This is a genomic window from Methylobacterium sp. WL7, from assembly GCF_008040085.1.
GTDB classification, from domain to species: Bacteria; Pseudomonadota; Alphaproteobacteria; order Rhizobiales; family Beijerinckiaceae; genus Methylobacterium; species Methylobacterium mesophilicum.
Map to the genome: position 1 here is coordinate 1 of NZ_VRVG01000120.1, position 17,363 is coordinate 17,363.

The following is a 17,363-nucleotide window of genomic DNA, read 5'->3' on the forward strand; positions in this document are numbered from 1 at the left end:
CCAAGGCGAACTCGGCTGCCACGAAGAACCCGTTGGCAAAGACGAGGACCAGGACCGCGAGCAACCCCAGTGCGGTCGACCATGCATCGTCGGAAATCAGCGTGACCCTTCTCGAATGAACGTCCCGACCTACCAGCCATGCCGGTTTCGGACCACGGCACGACCGTCGCCGAGCTCAGACGACGCGGGTTTACCTGACGACCATCGAGAAGCGGCGCCCGATGTCCGCACAGGCCGGATCCTTCCCACGGAGCGAGGCTATCCGCTCAAACTCGTCGGCTCCGGCGTAGATCGAGCGTGCCCCGATACCGGGCGCGAGGGCGTCGAACGTGCGCGAGGGAGCGATGACCCGCCTCCGGCCGGTGGTGATGACCGCGCTTGTGGCGGCCTTGGGCTTCGTGCCGATGGCGCTGGCAACGGGCACTGGGGCGGAGGTGCAAAAGCCCTTGGCAACCGTGGTGATCGGCGGCCTGGTGAGCGCCACATTGCTCACCCTGGCGGTCTTGCCTGCACTCTACGTGCGGTTCGGAAAGCCGAGCTCCAGATCAACCCCAAACACGATCCTCGACTGCCAGCCCTGCGCCGTTTGAGCCGATCGAGTGCGGCACGCCATAAAAGGATTGGAGGGAAAATCGGGTTAATCGGTCTTCGGTCCGGAACCTCAATTAGATCAATGGGTTAGGCGTACCGAATTTCGCGTGGTAAATGCCCTGTTAACCAGCAGAATTTGACGATGCAGCGCCTCCTGACGGACCGCGCATCGCGCTTGCACGAGACCAGGAGACGATGCACCACCCACCCCTACCCGAGACCAGCGATGGCATCGGCGCTACCATTGCGTCCGGTTCTCTTCAGGCCCCAGCACAGACGCGAAAACACCGCACAGATTTCTCGGCTCTGGACCAGTTCACCGAGACCTCCGCGTCAGAGCCGATCTCCCTGTCGACAGAGGCACTTGGTCCAATTGGCGCCGAGCTTCCCTCGCGCGGGCGCGCGCGAGGGCGTAACCTTGGTACTGCACCACCCATCGACAGCACCCTGTCCGAGACCCCGCACAACCCTTGCGGGCCGGCCGCCAACGATGACGCCGCCGATGGCCCGATCCGGGTCAAGCGCACCTATCAGCGCCGCAAGCCGCGTCGCGAAGACCGGCGCTACAACACCACCTCGATCACCATCCTGCCCCAGGTCTATGACCAGGCCCGCACCGCCTTCGCCAACGCCACCAGCCGGGGCCTGCCACTGGATACCATGGTGACCCTGCGACCGGTGATCTTCGAGGGGCTGACGCCGCAGGAGCGCTACGTCTGGACGAAGAAGCGGGTCAATGCGATGCGCCAGCTCTTCGCCGACAACGACGACCTGCCCGAGTTTGCTGCTCTGTGGTCACGAGAGTCGACGCGGGTCAGGACCGCGTGGCCCTACGGTGCGAAGGGCGAGCACCTGCACATGCTCGTCCACACCGCGGGTGCCCGAGAGCCTCTGCGCAAGGCCTTGCACAAGACCTTCACCCAGAGGGAAGCCTTCGTTGATCCGGCCGACGACGTCGTGCACCGCTTGAACAACGGCCAACTCGGCGACGCCTCAACCTACATCCTCAAGGCGGTCCACCAGAACGTCTGGAGGACCTACGAGGCGACACCGCACCGGCCGTCTGGCGAGATCTACGGGCCCCGCGTTGGCTGGACGCGCAACATCCTCGATGAACTGCCAGTCCGCCGGCCAGGGAGGCGCACCGGCAGCTGATCCGAGCTCAGGATCAGCTCACCGACGGGCGAGGGGAAGACGAAAGATTGGGTTGCCCCCTGGGCGGTCGCTTGGGGTCGGACTGGGCTCGTAGGACAGCCCCAGAACGACATCGGTGATCAGCTCGGCTTGGAACACAGCCCCCTTCAGGTAGGCGCCTACCACGTCGCTGGTTAGCATGAACTCGTCAGTGACGATTACCAGGAAGTAGCGGTTATACGGGCCACCGTTCGGCGCCTTGTCCTTTCGTCGAATGCGATCCTGCAGCTCTCCGACGAGCTGCTCCTTCGTCCAGTTCAAGTACATCCCTCCGCTGCCGTCAGGGTGCTGCTTCAGGCCCTTCATGGAGGCTTTCAGCGTCTCCCGGTCGACCAGCTCCGTCACCTCGATCCCGCACCACTGGCCGTCGACGAGGCCCTCACAGTCGGGGGGGTCTTCACCATCGACCCGCGATTGAAGAACGCCGACCTGATGACCGGCAGCCTCCAAGACCATCTTGGCGTTGCAGCGTTCTTCGAGAGCTCGATCTGCTCCGCCGGTCCAGTAGCCACGGACAGGGCGCACCGTTTCCAGCGCCTTGATGAGCGCGTCGTCGTAGTCGTCGTCCATCATGCTCCCCAGGACATGTTCGGGGTGGTCGATCAGTTTGGCGGGTTGCGATCCAGCCACTCAAGAACTTGGCGCGTCACCATCTCGGCCGTCGCCTGGGCGTCCCGCGCTTCCTCCGGCTTGATGTCCGGCGGGCCACCTGGATGCTCGACCATCATGCGCCCGGCGTGGATGCGCTGACGCGCTCTGGCGAGAGTTTCTGCTCGCACCTTGGCGTCCTGCGTCAGGACTGCGTCCTTCCCGCCGCTCGCCGCGCTCCTGATGAGGTCGACGATCTTCCAGTGCTCTGGGGTCTTCTGAAAATCGGACGACTGGAACACAGCCAACCCTTTGGACCTGGCATGGTGCACCACGAAGGTCAGCGCCCCTTCGACGAGGGCTGCCGCAAGGACGATCCGCGCCGTCGCGGCCGAACTTGGATCGCTCGTCAGCATCTCCCTGGCGGTCTGCGTCCACCACACCTTGAAGGTTCGGAAACCGAGGCGATCCAGGGCATCTGGGAAGGCGGCCAGCGGCTCTACGTGGCTCGGACGCCCATCGGTTCGCCGGCCGATGACGTCGCTCACGATCGGGCGCATTCGTGCTCGGTGCGGCCGTGGCCAGGAGACATCCCGACCGCGCTTCCACTCACGCCAGCGGTCCCCGGGCACCACAATGGTCCCCATGACCTGGGTCGTGCGGAGGCTTCCGTTGCTCTCGGCGAGCAAATTCCCGAACACCATGTAGGTGATGGCCGCCTCGACGGCGGTACGGTTGAGGCCAGAACCCACCGCCTGCTCGACCACTACTCCACGGTCTACTTGCGCCTCCCTGATCCCGTCGTCCCTGATGCGCTCGTTCAAGGCCTTCACGATGAAGTCGAAGGCATCGAAATCGCGCAGCTCCGGATTGTCCGGCATCCAGGTCAGACCATGGATGAAGATGTTCTCCTCGGGAATGTAGCGGTCGCGGCCGGTGTAGTTGTTCGCCACTTGGCGGAGCGCGTCGTTCACCTCGCCGTCTCTGTAGCCCGCGCGGCGGCCGATTTCCTGCAACTCCTCGTAGGTGAGACCAGGATCCGACGGGCTGATGAAGACGCTGCACATCAGCGCCTCGCGCAGTGCGTCCGCGATCTGCGTATCCACGATCTCGCTCCCGTTCGTCATACCGCCCGGCTGCATGATGCCATGGCATGGCTCAGCCCGCTCTACGACCCGCACGGTCTTGAGGGCGTCCAGCTCGAGGCGGGTCAACCGCTGCCCCTCGGCAGCTCCTCTTCGGTTCCGCATCCACAACTTGCCTCTGTGGATCTCCCCTATCCGAGGGGTGAACCGTTTTGCATCCTATGTTGCCGAGCAGCGCTGGGGCCGCGGATCGCCCTCCCCGCCGAAGCCACTGCAGCCATTCCCGGCTGATGATCCGCACCACGTTCGACTCGTTCTTCCGGCCCTGATGGCGGCGCTCCTGGATGGTCAGCAGCCCGTCGCCCTCGGCCAGCCGGATCGCAGCTTGTGCCAGCCGGCGGCAAACGCCCGCCCGCGCCGCGATGGCGTCGATGCATAGCCCGCAGGCGCCGTTGCGGGCCATCTCGTCCCCGACGATCCGCAGGACCGCAAGCTGCCCAGTAGTGAACCGGCTGGCGAGCGCCGGCGGCATAGGCCCCGAGCAGGCCAGCCGTCGGCGGCGCTCGATGGCCACAGATCGCTCAGGAGCCCGTTGGAGGCGCTTGGGCGGAAACAGCGTCACACGGCCGAGCGGGATGCCGACGGGCGCCACGGCCTCTCGTATCGCATTCCTGCGGGCATGCAGCGTCTCGGCCAAGCCCTGAGCCGCGGCATCGGTGACGGTCTCGGCGGCGTGGGCCTGCCAGATCTTGCGCGACAGGTCATCGAGCTGCGCGAGCGTTCGCGCGGCCTCAATCGCCTCCCGCATAGTGGCGTGAAACATCGGTCCCGGTCCCCAACGGGCCGCGGCAGGGTCCAGGCAAAGCGCCACCGTTGCGAGAACCACTGTTCTCGCTTGACTCCGAGGAGTCCTTCGACGATCTTCGGGATGCATTTGGTTCCCGCCGATCTCGATCGGTTCGACGGCCTCACCCTTGCCGGGGTGGGGCCGTTGGCATTTCGAGGGTCACTTCCGCAGCTGATTGATCTCCTTCGGCGACTCGCCTCGCAGCTATCGCCAGTAGGGGATTTAGAGCCAGAATGGCCGCGGAGGCAACCTCGGTTGCCCAGCCTCATAGCCGGGTCTGCTGATTTGCGCGAGATTTGCATTAGTGCAAACGCTGCAAACGGCGCAAACAACAAGTCTTTCCCAGGATCTACTAAGACCTGTTGTTCCTGAGCTTCTACCACCGGCTGCGGGTTGTTGGTGGACTGGCTACGCCAAGTGGGCGAAGTAGAACCCCGATGCAGTCGAAAGCATGCAAGCCGCAGCAGGGCACCTGCAGGCCCATCAGGTTCATCGAGCCTCGCGGTCCAGCATCTCTCAACAGGGCCATTGTTCGGGCCCCAGCGAAGGTTCGTGACGGCATATCGGTGATGAATGGTCGGATAGGTTATTGCCGGCATCGCGGGATGCAGGACTCGCGTGAGAGAGGGATGCAGGCAATCAGGGCGCGCCCAAGTGGTGGGGCCGAGCCGTTCCAACCAATGTTAGGAGCAATCCCGCTTCTGGCCGCATGGCCTGGTGGCAGCACCTGTCGTAGCTCAACGGGATGTCAGCCGGTCTCGCCCCTACCCTACTCCCGAACGTCGTCGCGATCTGGCACGGCGCCATCGAGAACATCTCCCCGCACGCCTCCCCCTGCCGGCACATGCCACCCAGCCGGTGGAGCCCGATACGGGAGAACTGCTTGGACTTCATCACTCGGTTCGGGGACGAAGCGCACCGGCTCGGCTGGACGGCGGAGCAGCTATTCGGGGTGCACCCCGAGCACGGCACGCTCCGGGTCGACTATTGCGGGGCGCTGGTGACGGCCAGCGACAAGGCGGTCGGCGTCGAGGCCACCCGGGTTCTGTACGAGAGGACGTCGAGCTACCGGAACCGGCAGGGGCAAGAGTGGGGCCCGCCGATCTGGGCGTTCAAGGCGAAGGCCGGTTAGGACTTCCGCGGCTCGCTCATCCCGGTCTCGATCAGCAGCTCGCGCCCGGCCGGCGTCAGGAACCAAAGCTTCCGCCCAGACGGTCCGCGTACTGGCCTCTCCTCGACCAAACCAAGCTCCTGCAGCACCGGCATGACGCTCGGGTGCGCCCCGTGCCGCATGCCCTGCGGGTACAGGGCGCAGGCGCGGAGGGCTTCAAGCTGAAGGCCGCGGAGAGGTGCTCGGATCTCGGAGGGCATGCCGGCGAATTACCGCCCCTCGACGAGGGGGAACAACAGGGTCGAGAGCGCGAGCAGCACCCCAAGGGCATAGGCCGCGTGGATGTCCCTGCGGTCCAAAGCCGCCCGGCCTCGCAGCGCCATGCCGAGCTTGGTGGTCGTGGCCGCCGTCCCCATCGCGGAAGCCATGACGGCCGCGAACAGGATCCAGCCGGTCAAGGTCTGAGGCATGGCGGTCTACTGCAGCCGGCCGACCCCGGCGCTTAGGCCGAGGCGGATGGCCAGCGCCAGGAGGCCGCCGGCGGTAAGCCAAGCGCCGCCGTCCACGCGCCAGTTCTCGAAGTCGTTGTCGGGCTCGACCGTGTGGCCGCGCGAAGCAAGAACGGTCACGGCCTCGGCAACGGGATCCTCCGCGGGGATCATCCCTTCACCGGATGAACCAGCAGAAGCGCGGTGCGGACCATATTGCGCTTCCAGGCCACTTTGTCGGTCGTAAGCGCCTCGGCCGCAGCTGCGTTGGTGCGGATCGTCTCGACCAAGTCGAGCACCCACCCCTTTGCCAGGGGGTAACCCTCGGTCGCGACATGGGCCAGCACCGCGTCGACCGCGGGGTTGATCTCGTCGTCTGAGATCTCCGCGGCTTTTCGCAGGTCGGATACAGTGGGGTTGATGGCCATGCCGGAGAGCTATCTCTGCTCCCCTGCCCCATCCATCGTCAGACCCGTTCAGACCGCTTCGTCGGCGGCCTTGGACCACTGCCGCCCCACGTTCTCAATGATGGGTGCCGCATCGCGGCTTGCCTGGCCTGTCGCGCCCCCGGCGTCGGCAACGGCCGCCCGGATTATCGCCTCGGCTTCGGCCTTGGTGATGATGCTCTTGCTGATCAGCAGCCTGCCCAAATGCTCCGCGAGCAGACTGCCCGCGATGGCGATAGATTGAGCCCCTCCCTGATTATAGATCGTCATAAAGTCCTCCTATCGAGCGGCCTGCAACGCGGTATGCCTGCAAGCCTGCAAATCGCGTCTCCGCGAACCCTGGAATGCGGTACACCTACCGTTTGATCGGCTGCCGGCGCTCGACCACGGGCGGCTTCCTATGCTTCGTCAGCACGTCGTTGAACGCCTCGACCATCAATGTCTCAAGGGGGATGTCGCGGTCCTGGGCCAGGCGGGACATCTCCAACCATCCGGCGCGGTTCACCCGCACCTGCATCGTCTTCAAATCGGCAGGCCCGGCCTGCGGCGGCTCCGCCTCGGACGTCTCCGCCGGTGCAGTAGCCTCGGCCTTGGACGGAGGCGCCGGCTCGGGCGAGCGCCCCTTCGGTTCGACGATGCTCGACAGGGTAGGGCGCTTGGGTGCGGCCATCTCGGGTGCCTCGTTCGCGGTATTCAGGATTGAAGGAATGCAGGTATGGCGGACTACCGCATCAGCGGCTTGCCGGCTTGCGGGGGAAGTTGCGGGCCAGTTCGGCCACCGCCGACCACATGGCCTCGATCTCACCGGCTGCTCTACCCTCGGGGTCGTACTCGGTCACGGCCTGGCCGGAGATCAGAGCATGCGAGAGGCTGGCGCGCTGCGACACCTGACCAGGTAGGACCGGGGCGCCCATGTCGGCCAGCATGGTCCTCGCCTCGGCGACAATCGAGGTCTCGGTATCCCGAGTCGGCGGCGGGGCGGCGTTGATGATGCAGGCGATCGGCGCCTTGAGGCTGCGAGCCATAGCCAGGGTCGCGGCCACGGCATCGAGGTCGAACGGGCCCGGCCTAACCGGGATCACCGTCACGGTGGCGCGGGACATCAGCGAGGCGGTAAGGGGCGCGTTGTGAGGTGGGCTGTCGACGACCGCCCAGGCGATGCCGTCGGCCTCGGCGGCGTCGAGGATCCCGGCGATCGTGTTGCCGTCGGCCTTAGCGAGCAGCGGGGTCTCGGCGGCGCGGCGCTTGTACCAGAACGACAGTGACCCCTGCGGATCGGCGTCGACCAGGAGCGTGCGGCCTTCCTTTTCGGCCAGCGCGCCAAAGTGGGCGCATAAGGTGCTCTTGCCGCTACCACCCTTCTGGGTCGCCACCAGGATCACATGCATCGCGGCTTACCTGCCCTGCGGAATGCCGGACCGCCGGCGTGCCTGACGCCCGCGAATGCGCTATGCCTGATCGCCTCGATGCCGGAACCGCGGCGCTGCGGAAGACCGCATTGCAGGGTTGCAGGCATCCCGGCGAACAGGGTTACAGCGGGCCCGGAGATCCTGCATGATCCCGGATGCAAATCAAATAGCCGTCTCTCTTGTTTAGGAAGCCCAGCGGGTGATGGCGGCTTGGGCTTCGGTCTGATTGTCCCGGATCCGGTAGATGGTCTGCCGACTGAGCCCCGTGGCCTTGGCGACGGCTTGAACGGTCTCACCCATGCCCAGGCGGGCAACCACGTCATCGAGTTGTTGGCGCGTGTAGCTGGGCTTGCGGCCGAGGTAAGCGTCGTCTCGGCCCTTGGCGAGCTCGATGCCGCCCCGTTGGGCTTCCTTCGTCGCCTCGGCCTGAGCCTGGGCAGTCGCGGCCATGAAGGCGATCAGCGCGTCCCGCACGGCCATCTGCACCGGGTCGGTTGTCGAGCCGTCGAAGGTCATTGCGTTGATCACCGTCTTCACGATGACCCCGCGGGCCATGAACGTGCGGATCGTCTCCGTCACGTCCTGATAGTTGCGGCCCAGGCGGTCGACCCACCGGACGACGAGGACATCGCCCTTGCGCAGCATGTCAAACAGCCGGCGCCCTTGGGGACGTTCAGCCAGCACGGTCGACACACCGGACACACCCTCATCTGCAACGACGTGGTCGATCTTGAAGCCGGCGGCCTCGGCCTGGGTCCGCTGGTGCACGGTGGTCTGATCGGTCGTCGACACCCGGGCGTACAGGATTGTGGTCATCAAGGTTTCATTTCTGTCCGTTGACGTGATGTACGTACAGAAGCATGTCCGAAATGCCGATGCAACCCATGCGGACTATAAATCCGAGCTGGTCTGATTGTCCACAAGAGTATGCCCTAATGGACGGTCGGAATACCGAACGGACCTTGAAGTACCGCGTCTACGATCGGCGTGGGTGGAGAGCGGGCGTTGATGGCAGGTCTTGAGGCGGATGTGCTCACCGCGAGGTGATCAGTTCCTTGATCCGCGAGGCGAGCGCCTCCATGGCGAACGGCTTGGTCAATACCTGCATGCCGGGAGCAAGATGCCCATTGCCGACCGCCGCGTTCTCCGCGTACCCGGTGATGAACAGCACCTTGAGGTCTGGCCGTCGCTCGCGACCCGCGTCAGCCATCTGCCGCCCGTTCATGCCGCCCGGCAGGCCCACGTCGGTGACCAGCAAGTCGATGCGCACGTCCGATTGCAGGACCTTCAGCCCCGCTACACTGTCGCCTGCCTCGATGGCTGTGTAGCCGAGATCCTCCAGAACCTCCGTCACCAGCATGCGAACGGACGGCTCGTCGTCGACGATGAGCACCGTCTCGCCCTGTCCGGCGCGCTCCGCCTCGGTTAGCTGGGCGACGACGGCGTCCTCCTCGGTCTCGCCGTAGTGACGCGGCAGATAGAGGCACACCGTCGTGCCCTGTCCGACCTCCGAGTAGATCCTTACCTGTCCACCCGATTGCCGGGCGAAGCCGTAGACCATCGACAGGCCGAGCCCGGTACCTTGGCCCATGGGCTTGGTCGTGAAGAACGGCTCGAATACCCGGGCGATCACCTCCGGGGTCATGCCGCACCCGGTGTCGGTCACACAGAGCGAGAGGTATTGCCCCTCGGGGACCTCGTGCTGGACCGCCGTCGGCCGATCCAGCCACTTGTTGGCGGTCTCGATGACGATGCGGCCGCCATCCGGCATCACGTCACGGGCGTTGATGCACAGGTTGAGCAGCGCGTTCTCAAGCTGACCAGGGTCGATCAGCGTGGGCCATAGGCTCGCCGACCCGACGGTCTCCAGCGTAATCTCCGGCCCGATGGTGCGCCGGATCAACTCCTCCATGTCCGCCACGAGGCGGTTCACGTTGGTCGGCTTAGGGTCGAGCGTTTGGCGGCGCGAGAAGGCGAGGAGGCGATGCGTGAGCGCGGCCGCGCGCTTGGCCGCTCCCTGCGCGACGCTCATGTAGCGGTCGAGGTCGCCAAGGCGGCCCTGACCCATGCGCGTCTGCATCAACTCTAGCGACCCCGAGATGCCGGCGAGCAGGTTGTTGAAGTCGTGCGCCAGGCCGCCGGTTAGCTGGCCTACCGCCTCCATCTTCTGCGACTGGCGCAGGGCCTCCTCGGCTTGGCGTTGCTCGGTGATATCAGTCGCCTCGGGCATAATCTCGATGACCCGGCCGGTCCCGTCCAGCACCGGGTTCATCAAGAAATCGTAGATGCGCGTCCCGCCGTCAGGCATGACAAGCGGCAGTTCCGCCCGCATCCGCTCTCCGCGATTGACGGCCTCTAGGGCGTCGGCGACGACCTCGGCCATGCCGGGCGTGCCGGTGAACCACGGCGTTTGCGGAAAGGGTTGCCCGACGACGTCCGCGAGTTCGGCGCCGATCGCGTTCAGCGCGGCATGGTTGGCGTCGAGCAACGAACCGTCGAGGTCAACCCGCCCCATCAACTGGCGTGTCGCGTCGAAGATCACGCGCTGGCGGGCGGCGTAGGCCCGGACCTCCTCCGTCCGCTCCTCAATGCGCTGCTCCAACGTCGCGTTGAGATCACGCAGCGCCGCCGCGGCACGGTCGCGCTCGGCCTCTATGGCACGCCGTTCCTCCACGTCGATGAGCACGCCCGGGAAGCTCAGGGGTGTGCCGTCCGGAGCATGCTCGACCCGGCCGTTCGCCTCCAGCCAGTAGTAGTTCCCGTCCGCGCGCCGAGTGCGGTACTGATGCGCATAGGCGCCCCCGCGGGCTATGACCTCGCTGATGGCGTCCGAAAGCCCAGCTTGGTCGTCGGGGTGTACGGTCGCGACGATTTGGGCGAGCGGGATGCCGTCTCGGCCAAGCGCCGGGTCGAGGCCAAAAGCGGTGGCGAACGCCTCGTCGACAGCGAACCTGTCGTTGGGCAAGTCCCAGTGCCAAGTGCCGATGATCGCGCCGGCCGCGAGCGCCAGCTGGACGCGCTCTGCGTTCTCGCGAGCCAGCGCCTCGCTGACGCGCAGAGCCTCCTGACCCTCGTAGCGGTCGGTTATGTCCTGCACGGTGCCGAACATCCGCACCACCTTGCCGGCCTCGTCGCATACGAAGCTGCCGCGGCGCGCAATCCAACGCAGTTCGTCGTCGTCCGACCGGCGGATGCGGTACTCGACATCTCGTGCGGCCGTGCCGGCTCGCCGGGTCTCGTCGTTCGAGAGAATGCCGCGATCCTCCGGCACGACCAGCGCCTCAAACCGCTCTGTCGAGTAGTGATCGGCCGGTGGCACGCCGTAGATGCGTGTAAACTCCGGCGACACGCTCATCAGGCCGGTGTCGACGGCGACCTCAAATGTGCCGACGCGACCCGCTTCCTGGGCAAGGCGGGAGCGAGTGTCGCTCTCGCGCAAGGCCTTCTCGCCGTCCAAGCGCTCGTAGACTGCCGACATCAGGCGGGCGAGCGTCTCGAAGAAGGCGAGCGCGTCCGTGTCGAACGTAGGCGTCTGGGTCGAGGCGAAAGAAATCACGCCACGTAGGCTGCCACGGCTCATGATCGGGAAGCCGGCGTAGGCGTTTAATCCAATGCTCCGGGCGGTCTGGTAGGCGGGTTCCTCGCTATGCTGGACATCGGTGAGCATCAACGGCTGACGCTGTTCGGCAACGATGCCGCAGAGCGGCGCGCCATAGGGCATCCGATGCAGAAAAGCCTGTACCTCGTCGGTCGCGTTGAGCGAGTGAGTGAGGCGCAGATGTCCGCCGTCCTGCCAGATGTCGTAGGTGTAGCTACGATCGAACCCGAGGGCGCCCGCACTCTCGGACAGGATCGGATCGAGCACCGCGGCGGGATCGGTGACAGTCAACAGGGCCTGTGAGGCCTTGGCCAGGACCTCAATGCGCCGGGCTTGCCGCAGCTCGGTCCGCTGCTGTTCCAGGACTTGATCGCGGCCCTCGACGGCGCGGCGCATCTCCAGCAAGCTCGCCACCTGCCGTCCGAGGGCCCTGAGGTCGTCGGCCTGCTCTGGCGTCAGTCCCTTGGCCCGGGGCGCAGTGTCGATGACGCACAGCGAGCCCAGCACCTGTCCTTCGAGAGATCGAAGGGGCGCGCCCGCATAGAAGCGGATGTACGGCTCACCCGTGACCAGGGGGTTGGCCATGGTCCGCGGGTCGGCGGTCAGATCCGGAATGACGAGGAGGTCGGGCTCCACGAGGGCGAACTTGCAGACCGAGCTGTCGAGGTCAGTCTCGCAGTGCGGGAAGCCGACGCGAGCCTTGAACCACTGCCTGTCGATCGCCACCAGACTGACGAGGGCGACCGGCGTCGCACATAGGCGGGTCGCGAGACGTACGACATCGTCGAAGCCCTGCTCGGGCAGGGTGTCGAGAATGTCGTAAGCGGCGAGCGCGGCGAGGCGGGCCGGATCGGTTACTGCGTACGGAATGGTGGTCATGTCGCGTCAGGCCGACGGGCGCCCGGTCTTCAAGCTCCCTCGCCTGGATCGAGGTGCGAGAATGGGGGCCTCGCGGTCGATCATGAGGCGGAGGGCCGAGCGGATGACTTCGCTGACGCTGGCGTAACGCCCTGAGGCGACCTGTGCCTGGAGGTAGGCCTCCAACTCCTTGGTCAGGGCGATGCAACGGGTCGGCGTGCTTGACATAGGTTGCCCTCGCACGACCGGCCCGGGCTATCAATCCTTATGCGCTCAGCGACCACCGGGACTTAAAGCAAAGCTGCGTGATCGCCCGAACCAGAGCACCTTGAAGCAGACATCTCGACTGACTGGAAAGGGCCGCAAGCAGGCATGACGGCAATGTCGCTCCTTCCGACGCTCATTCAGAAGCTAACGATCGCAAAGCTACCCCAAAACGGCCCTTAGAACCCGCTAGGGCATACCTCAACGGACGGACAGGCACTTGCGCGGAGCGCATGACTACCTCCGCTGGGGGGACTAAGTCGCCCTGGCGGCGGGCGTCTCGAGATCGACGGCGGCCCCAAGGTCGGTCGTGAGGACGAGAACGGACAGGCCCGGTCATCGGGAGTCGTCCTCGAATGCATGGGTCCGCAGGCCTTGAGGCGCAGATCGGTCGATTAATCGATCGGTAGGTCGGCCCGGGGGTCGCGGGTTCGTGGGTCCGTAGGCCTAAGGGGCAAAAGGTACTTTGGGCCTTGAGTACGGGAGTACGGGAGTGAGTGAGTACGGTTTGGGTGCTGGCGCTGGCGCCAGGCCCCGAGCCCGCCGGTCTGACCCCGAATACGTCACGCTTATCCGGGGCCAGGATGCGGCCCATCACATATTGCAGGAGCCACGAGAAATATCTCTTGACGGCCGCGATGGCTCCACCTATCTCCTGCAATATACCGAATGCGACACGGCATATTGCAGGGGACGCCCATGAACGAGATCCTCATCGCCGGGCTGCGCGCCAGCGCCCGTGACTTCCACACCGCCGGAGAGGCGATGCTGCGCGGGGCCGAGCGCTTGGAGACGCTGGCGGGCGCCCTGGAGAGGGCCGAGCACGAGGCGGCCGGGAAGCCGGCGGGCGCCCCAGTCTACAAGAAGCCCAACGGCCGGATGACCGAGGCTGGGGTGGCCGCGATCGACGCGGCCTTCGCGGCTGGATCTACGGTCACGCAGGTGGCCGAGCAGTTCGAGATCCACACCTCCGCGGCGTCTTATCGGCACGCCCGCTTCTTGGAGACCCAGAAGGGAAATCCTTCGGCCTGACGGTCCTGTTCACCGCCGCCACTGAGATCGTTCCCGGGTAGAGCATCATGACCATCGACTTGACCAAATGCTCGCGCTCCGACCTGCTCACGGTCATGCACAACGCCCGACGCAGGGGCGATCCGGAGGCGATGAGGCTTCGCCTCGCGGCGGCCCTGGAGCTCCAGGGCCGATATAGTCAGGACTACGACGACCCGATCGCCGGGGCCTGCCACGGCACGCTGGCGCTCAAGGACCAGTGCAGGTTCGAGGTCAAAGGCACCCGCCACAAAGCAAACCGAAGCCGCGCGGCGATCCGCAATCGCAGCGAGTACGACTTCATGGTCTTGGTCGCGCGCGGACAGAGCGAGGGCTCGGGCTTCGAGCTCTTGCTCGCTGGTGGTCTCGGCCAAGGCACGGTGGAGTACATCGTCGCCACCAACCCGGATCGCTTCCCCCAGGACGCCGTCGTAGCCGCCCGCGCCCGCCTGATCGAGCACGGCGTCGCGCTCCCGGCGTGAGGTTCGCCGCACCAGCCGAACCGGCAATACCCTTCCAAAAACGGAGCCGCCCATGACCACCGAGATCAAGCCCCGGCCGCACGAACTCGTTCAGGACCCGGACTACTTCCGCGACGTCATGCGCAACATGGAGTGGGTGCCGGGCAAGGAGAACCGCCGGGTCCGCTTCGGCACCACCGGCGAGGGACACTTCCCCAACTACCAGACCGGCTGGCCCGCGGACCACGTGATGGCCCATGAGGTCCACCGCTTCAGCGGCCGGACGCACAGCGCCTACCACGATGCGCCGCTCGAGACCTTCGACGAGGACCGGCTCAGCCGGGCCTTCACCTGGGAGGAGGTCACCGGGATGCTGGCCGGGCGGCTGCCGCCGAAGAAGTAAGGCGCTCGGTCCCCTGCCCCGACCGCATCGCGATACTCCCCCGATCGGAGTGACCAGCATGCCCCCGTCCGTTGAAGATCGTGCCCGCGGTGCCCTCCTCGGCCTCGCCGTCGGCGACGCCCTCGGGGCGACCCTGGAATTCGAGCCGCGCGACGTCCATCCGCTCCACACCGAGATGTGTGGTGCGGGTCCCTTCGACCTCAAGCCCGGCCAGTGGACCGACGACACCAGCATGGCCCTGGCGCTCGCCGAGAGCCTGATCGCCCACCCGGACTTCGACCCAGCCGATCTGATGCGGCGTTTCGTGGCCTGGGCGGAGGACGGCGCCTACTCTTGCACCGGTTCCTGCTTCGACATTGGCATCACCACCCGGCAGTCGCTGAGCTTGTTCCAGCGCACCGGCGAGCCGTTTGCGGGTTCGACCACCCCCGACACCGCCGGCAACGGCTCGCTAATGCGCGTCGCCCCCGTGGCTCTCAGGGCACTCGACGACGATGCCCACGCCGCGCGGATCGCCCGGGACCAGAGCCGCACCACCCATGCCGCCACCGAGGCGGTCGAGGCCTGCGACCTGGTCGTGCGGATCCTGCGCGAGGCGATCCAGAGTGGTGGAAAGGACGCGCTCCAACCCCGTCCTTGGGATGGTTCGGCCCGGGTCCGGGACATCGCCGCTGGCACTTGGCGCGGCAAGACGCGCTCACAGATCAAGTCCTCCGGCTACGTGATCGACACCCTGGAGGCAGCGCTCTGGTGCACGGACCAGGCCGCAAGCTTCGAGGAGGCGCTGGTGCTGGCCGTCAACCTCGCCGGGGACGCCGACACGGTCGGCGCCGTCACCGGCCAAGTCGCCGGCGCCGTGTTCGGGGTCTCGGCGATCCCGCAGCGCTGGCTCGAGCCCCTGGCCTGGCGTGGCCAGTTGGAGACCCTCGCAGCGCAACTCCTCCGTCTTGCTCGACCCTTTGCGTAGGAGGGCACGGCGATGGAAGCAGCCATGGCGGCCGGCGCGCCCAGCGTCGGCATTTTCTGGGGCGTGCCCGACCCGGACGGATCAATCATCCTCGTCGTCGATCGCACGCCCCTCGCGGAGGCTGAGCCCTACGGCACGTTCCTGACGCATCCGCGTGGCCACTACGAGGTCTGGGAAACCTGGCGCCGGCTCACGCCCGCAGGCCGCACCAGCCGGGAGCTCCCCGGTGCCATCGTGTGGCACGAGTACGAGGAGTGCCCCCGCGGACGCATCGTCTACAGCCGGACGACGGAGACCTTCATCGTCTACGCGGACCGGCGCCTGCAGGGACCTGCGCTCGTCTCGCAGATCGTGCAGGCGTTCGGCCTGATCACCCAACGCTACAGCGTGCAGTCTGACAGCCACTATCGATAAGCGTCGGAGCGCCTCGATGTCGTGCTCGGCGGTTCGAGCTTATTGAGTTACTTTAAACAATACGACATCGCCCTGAGATCGTCAACCATGACCTCGCAACAACAGCATTGTTTCATCTCAAAAGTAATGTAACATGACAGATATTCAAGTTCGTCTTTTTTATTCGCAACACCCCCACCCGGTTGGGAAGTGCTCTTATTCCCGCAACACCTAAAAGACCCTATTCCCAAGTTGGACTTGCGCTGGTTCCCGTTCCAATGATTAGGTCACCCTGACTGCCAGGACCTTGTCGATCCGGCGCCCGTCCATGTCGACAACCTCGAAACGCCAGTCACCGGCCTCAAAGACGTCGCCGGCCGCAGGGATCCGACCAAGCTGGAAGATCACGTAGCCGGCCAGTGTGTTGAAGTCGTCGGAAGCAGGATCCTCGGACAAATCGAGCCGCTCGAACGCCTCGCGGGCGGGCATCATGCCGTCGATCAGCAGCGAGCCGTCGGGCCGCTCGACCACGTCGGGCTCCTCGCCCACTTCCGGGATGTCGCCAGCGATGGCCTCGAGCAGGTCGGTCTGCGTGACGATGCCCTCCAGGCTGCCGTACTCGTCGACGACCACAGCCATCCGCATCGGCTGGCTCTGGAAGGTCTCCAGCACTGCCAGGATGGTCATGCTCTCGTGCACAACGATGGGGGGCTGCGTGGCGGCGGCGATGTCGATGTTGCGGCCGTCGAGCACCTGGTCGAGCAGATCCTGCTTGCGCACGATCCCGACGATCTCGTCGACGTCGCCGCGGCTGACGACGACCTGGGCGTGATTGCATTCGCGCACGGCCTTCAGCACCACATCCCGCGGGTCGTCGGCGTCGACCCAGAAGACCTCGTGGCGCGGGGTCATGATGTCCCGGACCTTGCGCTCGCCGATGGAGAAGATGCGCTCCACCGCCTCCTGCTGGACCTCGCGGATCAGGCCAGCTTCCTGGCTCGCCTGGATCAGTAGATTGAGCTCGGCGGTCGAATGCAGCGAGCCCTCGCCGTGACCGGCCTGGAGGTCGAAGAGCCGAAGCACGCCGTTGCCGAGGCCGTTGAGCAACAGGATTGCCGGGCGGAAGAGGAGCAGGAACAGGCCGAGCGGACGGACGACGGCCAGCGCCGTGCGCTCGCTGCGCTGGAGGGCCAAACTCTTCGGAGCCAGCTCGCCGAGCACGATGTGCAGGGAGGTGATGATCGAGAAGGCCACGACCACGGCTACGGTATGGGCCAGGGCCGTTCCAAGCGACATCGGCAGCCAGGCCAGGACCGGTTCGATCAGGTGAGCCAGCGCCGGCTCCCCGATCCAGCCCAGCGCCAAGGACGAGAGAGTGATGCCGAACTGAGTAGCGGCAAGGTAGGCGTCGAGGCGGTCAGTGGCCCGTTGCAGGGCGGTGGCGTTGGCTCGCCGCTCAGAAACCAGTTCGGCGACCCGACTACGGCGCACGGAGACCAAGGCGAACTCGGCTGCCACGAAGAACCCGTTGGCAAAGACGAGGACCAGGACCGCGAGCAACCCCAGTGCGGTCGACCATGCATCGTCGGAAATCAGCGTGACCCTTCTCG

At 65.8% G+C, this 17,363-nt stretch carries 20 protein-coding genes and 1 pseudogene; 8 read left to right on the forward strand and 13 right to left on the reverse strand.

Annotation, left to right across the window (positions count from 1 at the left end):
• Positions 1-335: 335 nt before the first annotated feature.
• Both FV233_RS23015 and FV233_RS23020 read left to right on the forward strand, forming a co-directional pair.
• A pseudogene (locus tag FV233_RS23015) lies at positions 336-590 on the forward strand (efflux RND transporter permease subunit); the annotation flags it as partial.
• 196 nt (positions 591-786) lie between these two features.
• Entirely contained in the window at positions 787-1,746 is a 960-nt protein-coding gene (locus FV233_RS23020) for a hypothetical protein (RefSeq protein ID WP_147898896.1), read from the forward strand.
• Positions 1,747-1,764: 18 nt separating this feature from the next.
• Here FV233_RS23020 and FV233_RS23025 read toward each other — a convergent pair whose 3' ends face one another.
• The 3 genes from FV233_RS23025 to FV233_RS23035 are packed head-to-tail and all read right to left on the reverse strand — an operon-like array spanning position 1,765 to position 4,281.
• Positions 1,765-2,355 (reverse strand): hypothetical protein, encoded by a 591-nt coding sequence (locus FV233_RS23025; RefSeq protein WP_147898897.1) that lies wholly within the window; start codon positions 2,353-2,355, stop codon positions 1,765-1,767.
• A gap of 32 nt (positions 2,356-2,387) precedes the next feature.
• On the reverse strand, positions 2,388-3,587 hold the full coding sequence (locus FV233_RS23030; protein ID WP_187278206.1) for a hypothetical protein: 1,200 nt from the start codon (positions 3,585-3,587) through the stop codon (positions 2,388-2,390).
• A complete protein-coding gene (locus FV233_RS23035) occupies positions 3,532-4,281 on the reverse strand; it encodes a hypothetical protein (protein WP_147898899.1) in 750 nt (249 codons plus the stop codon). Before FV233_RS23035 ends, FV233_RS23030 begins: the two co-directional genes overlap by 56 nt.
• 907 nt (positions 4,282-5,188) lie before the next feature.
• Here FV233_RS23035 and FV233_RS31305 point away from each other — a divergent pair.
• A complete protein-coding gene (locus FV233_RS31305; RefSeq protein ID WP_246690066.1) occupies positions 5,189-5,437 on the forward strand; it encodes a hypothetical protein in 249 nt (82 codons plus the stop codon).
• 248 nt (positions 5,438-5,685) lie between these two features.
• Here FV233_RS31305 and FV233_RS23050 read toward each other — a convergent pair whose 3' ends face one another.
• From FV233_RS23050 to FV233_RS23100, 9 genes are all read right to left on the reverse strand, one after another.
• On the reverse strand, positions 5,686-5,886 hold the full coding sequence (locus tag FV233_RS23050) for a hypothetical protein (RefSeq protein ID WP_147898902.1): 201 nt from the start codon (positions 5,884-5,886) through the stop codon (positions 5,686-5,688).
• Between the two features lie 6 nt (positions 5,887-5,892).
• On the reverse strand, positions 5,893-6,078 hold the full coding sequence (locus FV233_RS23055; protein ID WP_147898903.1) for a hypothetical protein: 186 nt from the start codon (positions 6,076-6,078) through the stop codon (positions 5,893-5,895).
• Entirely contained in the window at positions 6,075-6,332 is a 258-nt protein-coding gene (locus FV233_RS23060; protein ID WP_147898904.1) for a hypothetical protein, read from the reverse strand. The genes FV233_RS23055 and FV233_RS23060 overlap by 4 nt, the downstream gene beginning before the upstream one ends.
• Before the next feature lie 48 nt (positions 6,333-6,380).
• Entirely contained in the window at positions 6,381-6,620 is a 240-nt protein-coding gene (locus FV233_RS23065; protein WP_147898905.1) for a hypothetical protein, read from the reverse strand.
• An 85-nt stretch (positions 6,621-6,705) separates the two neighbouring features.
• On the reverse strand, positions 6,706-7,020 hold the full coding sequence (locus FV233_RS23070; RefSeq protein ID WP_147898906.1) for a hypothetical protein: 315 nt from the start codon (positions 7,018-7,020) through the stop codon (positions 6,706-6,708).
• Positions 7,021-7,081: 61 nt separating this feature from the next.
• Complete coding sequence (locus FV233_RS23075; RefSeq protein ID WP_147898907.1) at positions 7,082-7,738, reverse strand: ParA family protein; 657 nt, start codon at positions 7,736-7,738, stop codon at positions 7,082-7,084.
• Between the two features lie 204 nt (positions 7,739-7,942).
• On the reverse strand, positions 7,943-8,575 hold the full coding sequence (locus FV233_RS23080) for a recombinase family protein (RefSeq protein ID WP_147898908.1): 633 nt from the start codon (positions 8,573-8,575) through the stop codon (positions 7,943-7,945).
• Positions 8,576-8,792: 217 nt separating this feature from the next.
• Entirely contained in the window at positions 8,793-12,236 is a 3,444-nt protein-coding gene (locus FV233_RS31310; protein ID WP_246690067.1) for a PAS domain-containing protein, read from the reverse strand.
• 6 nt (positions 12,237-12,242) lie between these two features.
• Positions 12,243-12,443, reverse strand: coding sequence for a type II toxin-antitoxin system ParD family antitoxin (locus tag FV233_RS23100; RefSeq protein WP_147898909.1), 201 nt, complete (start codon positions 12,441-12,443; stop codon positions 12,243-12,245).
• A gap of 735 nt (positions 12,444-13,178) precedes the next feature.
• Between FV233_RS23100 and FV233_RS23105 the strand changes: the two genes are divergently transcribed.
• Genes FV233_RS23105 through FV233_RS23125 form a run of 5 tightly spaced genes read left to right on the forward strand, consistent with a single transcriptional unit; the run spans position 13,179 to position 15,774 of the window.
• Positions 13,179-13,511, forward strand: coding sequence for a hypothetical protein (locus FV233_RS23105; protein WP_147898910.1), 333 nt, complete (start codon positions 13,179-13,181; stop codon positions 13,509-13,511).
• A gap of 47 nt (positions 13,512-13,558) precedes the next feature.
• Positions 13,559-14,011: a hypothetical protein gene (locus FV233_RS23110; protein WP_147898911.1), complete on the forward strand. Its 453-nt coding sequence runs from the start codon at positions 13,559-13,561 to the stop codon at positions 14,009-14,011.
• A 52-nt stretch (positions 14,012-14,063) separates the two neighbouring features.
• Positions 14,064-14,393, forward strand: a complete 330-nt coding sequence (locus FV233_RS23115) for a hypothetical protein (RefSeq protein ID WP_147898912.1) — start codon at positions 14,064-14,066, stop codon at positions 14,391-14,393.
• Between the two features lie 58 nt (positions 14,394-14,451).
• Positions 14,452-15,360, forward strand: coding sequence for an ADP-ribosylglycohydrolase family protein (locus FV233_RS23120; protein WP_147898913.1), 909 nt, complete (start codon positions 14,452-14,454; stop codon positions 15,358-15,360).
• 12 nt (positions 15,361-15,372) lie between these two features.
• Complete coding sequence (locus FV233_RS23125) at positions 15,373-15,774, forward strand: hypothetical protein (protein WP_147898914.1); 402 nt, start codon at positions 15,373-15,375, stop codon at positions 15,772-15,774.
• Between the two features lie 261 nt (positions 15,775-16,035).
• On the opposite strand, the gene FV233_RS23130 is transcribed toward FV233_RS23125, so the two are convergent.
• Positions 16,036-17,346 (reverse strand): hemolysin family protein, encoded by a 1,311-nt coding sequence (locus FV233_RS23130; protein WP_187278207.1) that lies wholly within the window; start codon positions 17,344-17,346, stop codon positions 16,036-16,038.
• Positions 17,347-17,363: the final 17 nt, after the last annotated feature.

Bases quoted from the DNA above. Each gene is read 5' to 3' on its own strand.
- FV233_RS23060 (WP_147898904.1), bottom strand. From the start codon at position 6,332: ATGGCCATCAACCCCACTGTATCCGACCTGCGAAAAGCCGCGGAGATC.
- FV233_RS23065 (WP_147898905.1), bottom strand. From the start codon at position 6,620: ATGACGATCTATAATCAGGGAGGGGCTCAATCTATCGCCATCGCGGGC.
- FV233_RS23035 (WP_147898899.1), bottom strand. From the start codon at position 4,281: ATGTTTCACGCCACTATGCGGGAGGCGATTGAGGCCGCGCGAACGCTC.
- FV233_RS23050 (WP_147898902.1), bottom strand. From the start codon at position 5,886: ATGCCTCAGACCTTGACCGGCTGGATCCTGTTCGCGGCCGTCATGGCT.
- FV233_RS31310 (WP_246690067.1), bottom strand. From the start codon at position 12,236: ATGACCACCATTCCGTACGCAGTAACCGATCCGGCCCGCCTCGCCGCG.
- FV233_RS23020 (WP_147898896.1), top strand. From the start codon at position 787: ATGCACCACCCACCCCTACCCGAGACCAGCGATGGCATCGGCGCTACC.
- FV233_RS23125 (WP_147898914.1), top strand. From the start codon at position 15,373: ATGGAAGCAGCCATGGCGGCCGGCGCGCCCAGCGTCGGCATTTTCTGG.
- FV233_RS23080 (WP_147898908.1), bottom strand. From the start codon at position 8,575: ATGACCACAATCCTGTACGCCCGGGTGTCGACGACCGATCAGACCACC.
- FV233_RS23055 (WP_147898903.1), bottom strand. From the start codon at position 6,078: ATGATCCCCGCGGAGGATCCCGTTGCCGAGGCCGTGACCGTTCTTGCT.
- FV233_RS23070 (WP_147898906.1), bottom strand. From the start codon at position 7,020: ATGGCCGCACCCAAGCGCCCTACCCTGTCGAGCATCGTCGAACCGAAG.
- FV233_RS23105 (WP_147898910.1), top strand. From the start codon at position 13,179: ATGAACGAGATCCTCATCGCCGGGCTGCGCGCCAGCGCCCGTGACTTC.
- FV233_RS23100 (WP_147898909.1), bottom strand. From the start codon at position 12,443: ATGTCAAGCACGCCGACCCGTTGCATCGCCCTGACCAAGGAGTTGGAG.
- FV233_RS23025 (WP_147898897.1), bottom strand. From the start codon at position 2,355: ATGGACGACGACTACGACGACGCGCTCATCAAGGCGCTGGAAACGGTG.
- FV233_RS23120 (WP_147898913.1), top strand. From the start codon at position 14,452: ATGCCCCCGTCCGTTGAAGATCGTGCCCGCGGTGCCCTCCTCGGCCTC.
- FV233_RS23075 (WP_147898907.1), bottom strand. From the start codon at position 7,738: ATGCATGTGATCCTGGTGGCGACCCAGAAGGGTGGTAGCGGCAAGAGC.
- FV233_RS23115 (WP_147898912.1), top strand. From the start codon at position 14,064: ATGACCACCGAGATCAAGCCCCGGCCGCACGAACTCGTTCAGGACCCG.
- FV233_RS23110 (WP_147898911.1), top strand. From the start codon at position 13,559: ATGACCATCGACTTGACCAAATGCTCGCGCTCCGACCTGCTCACGGTC.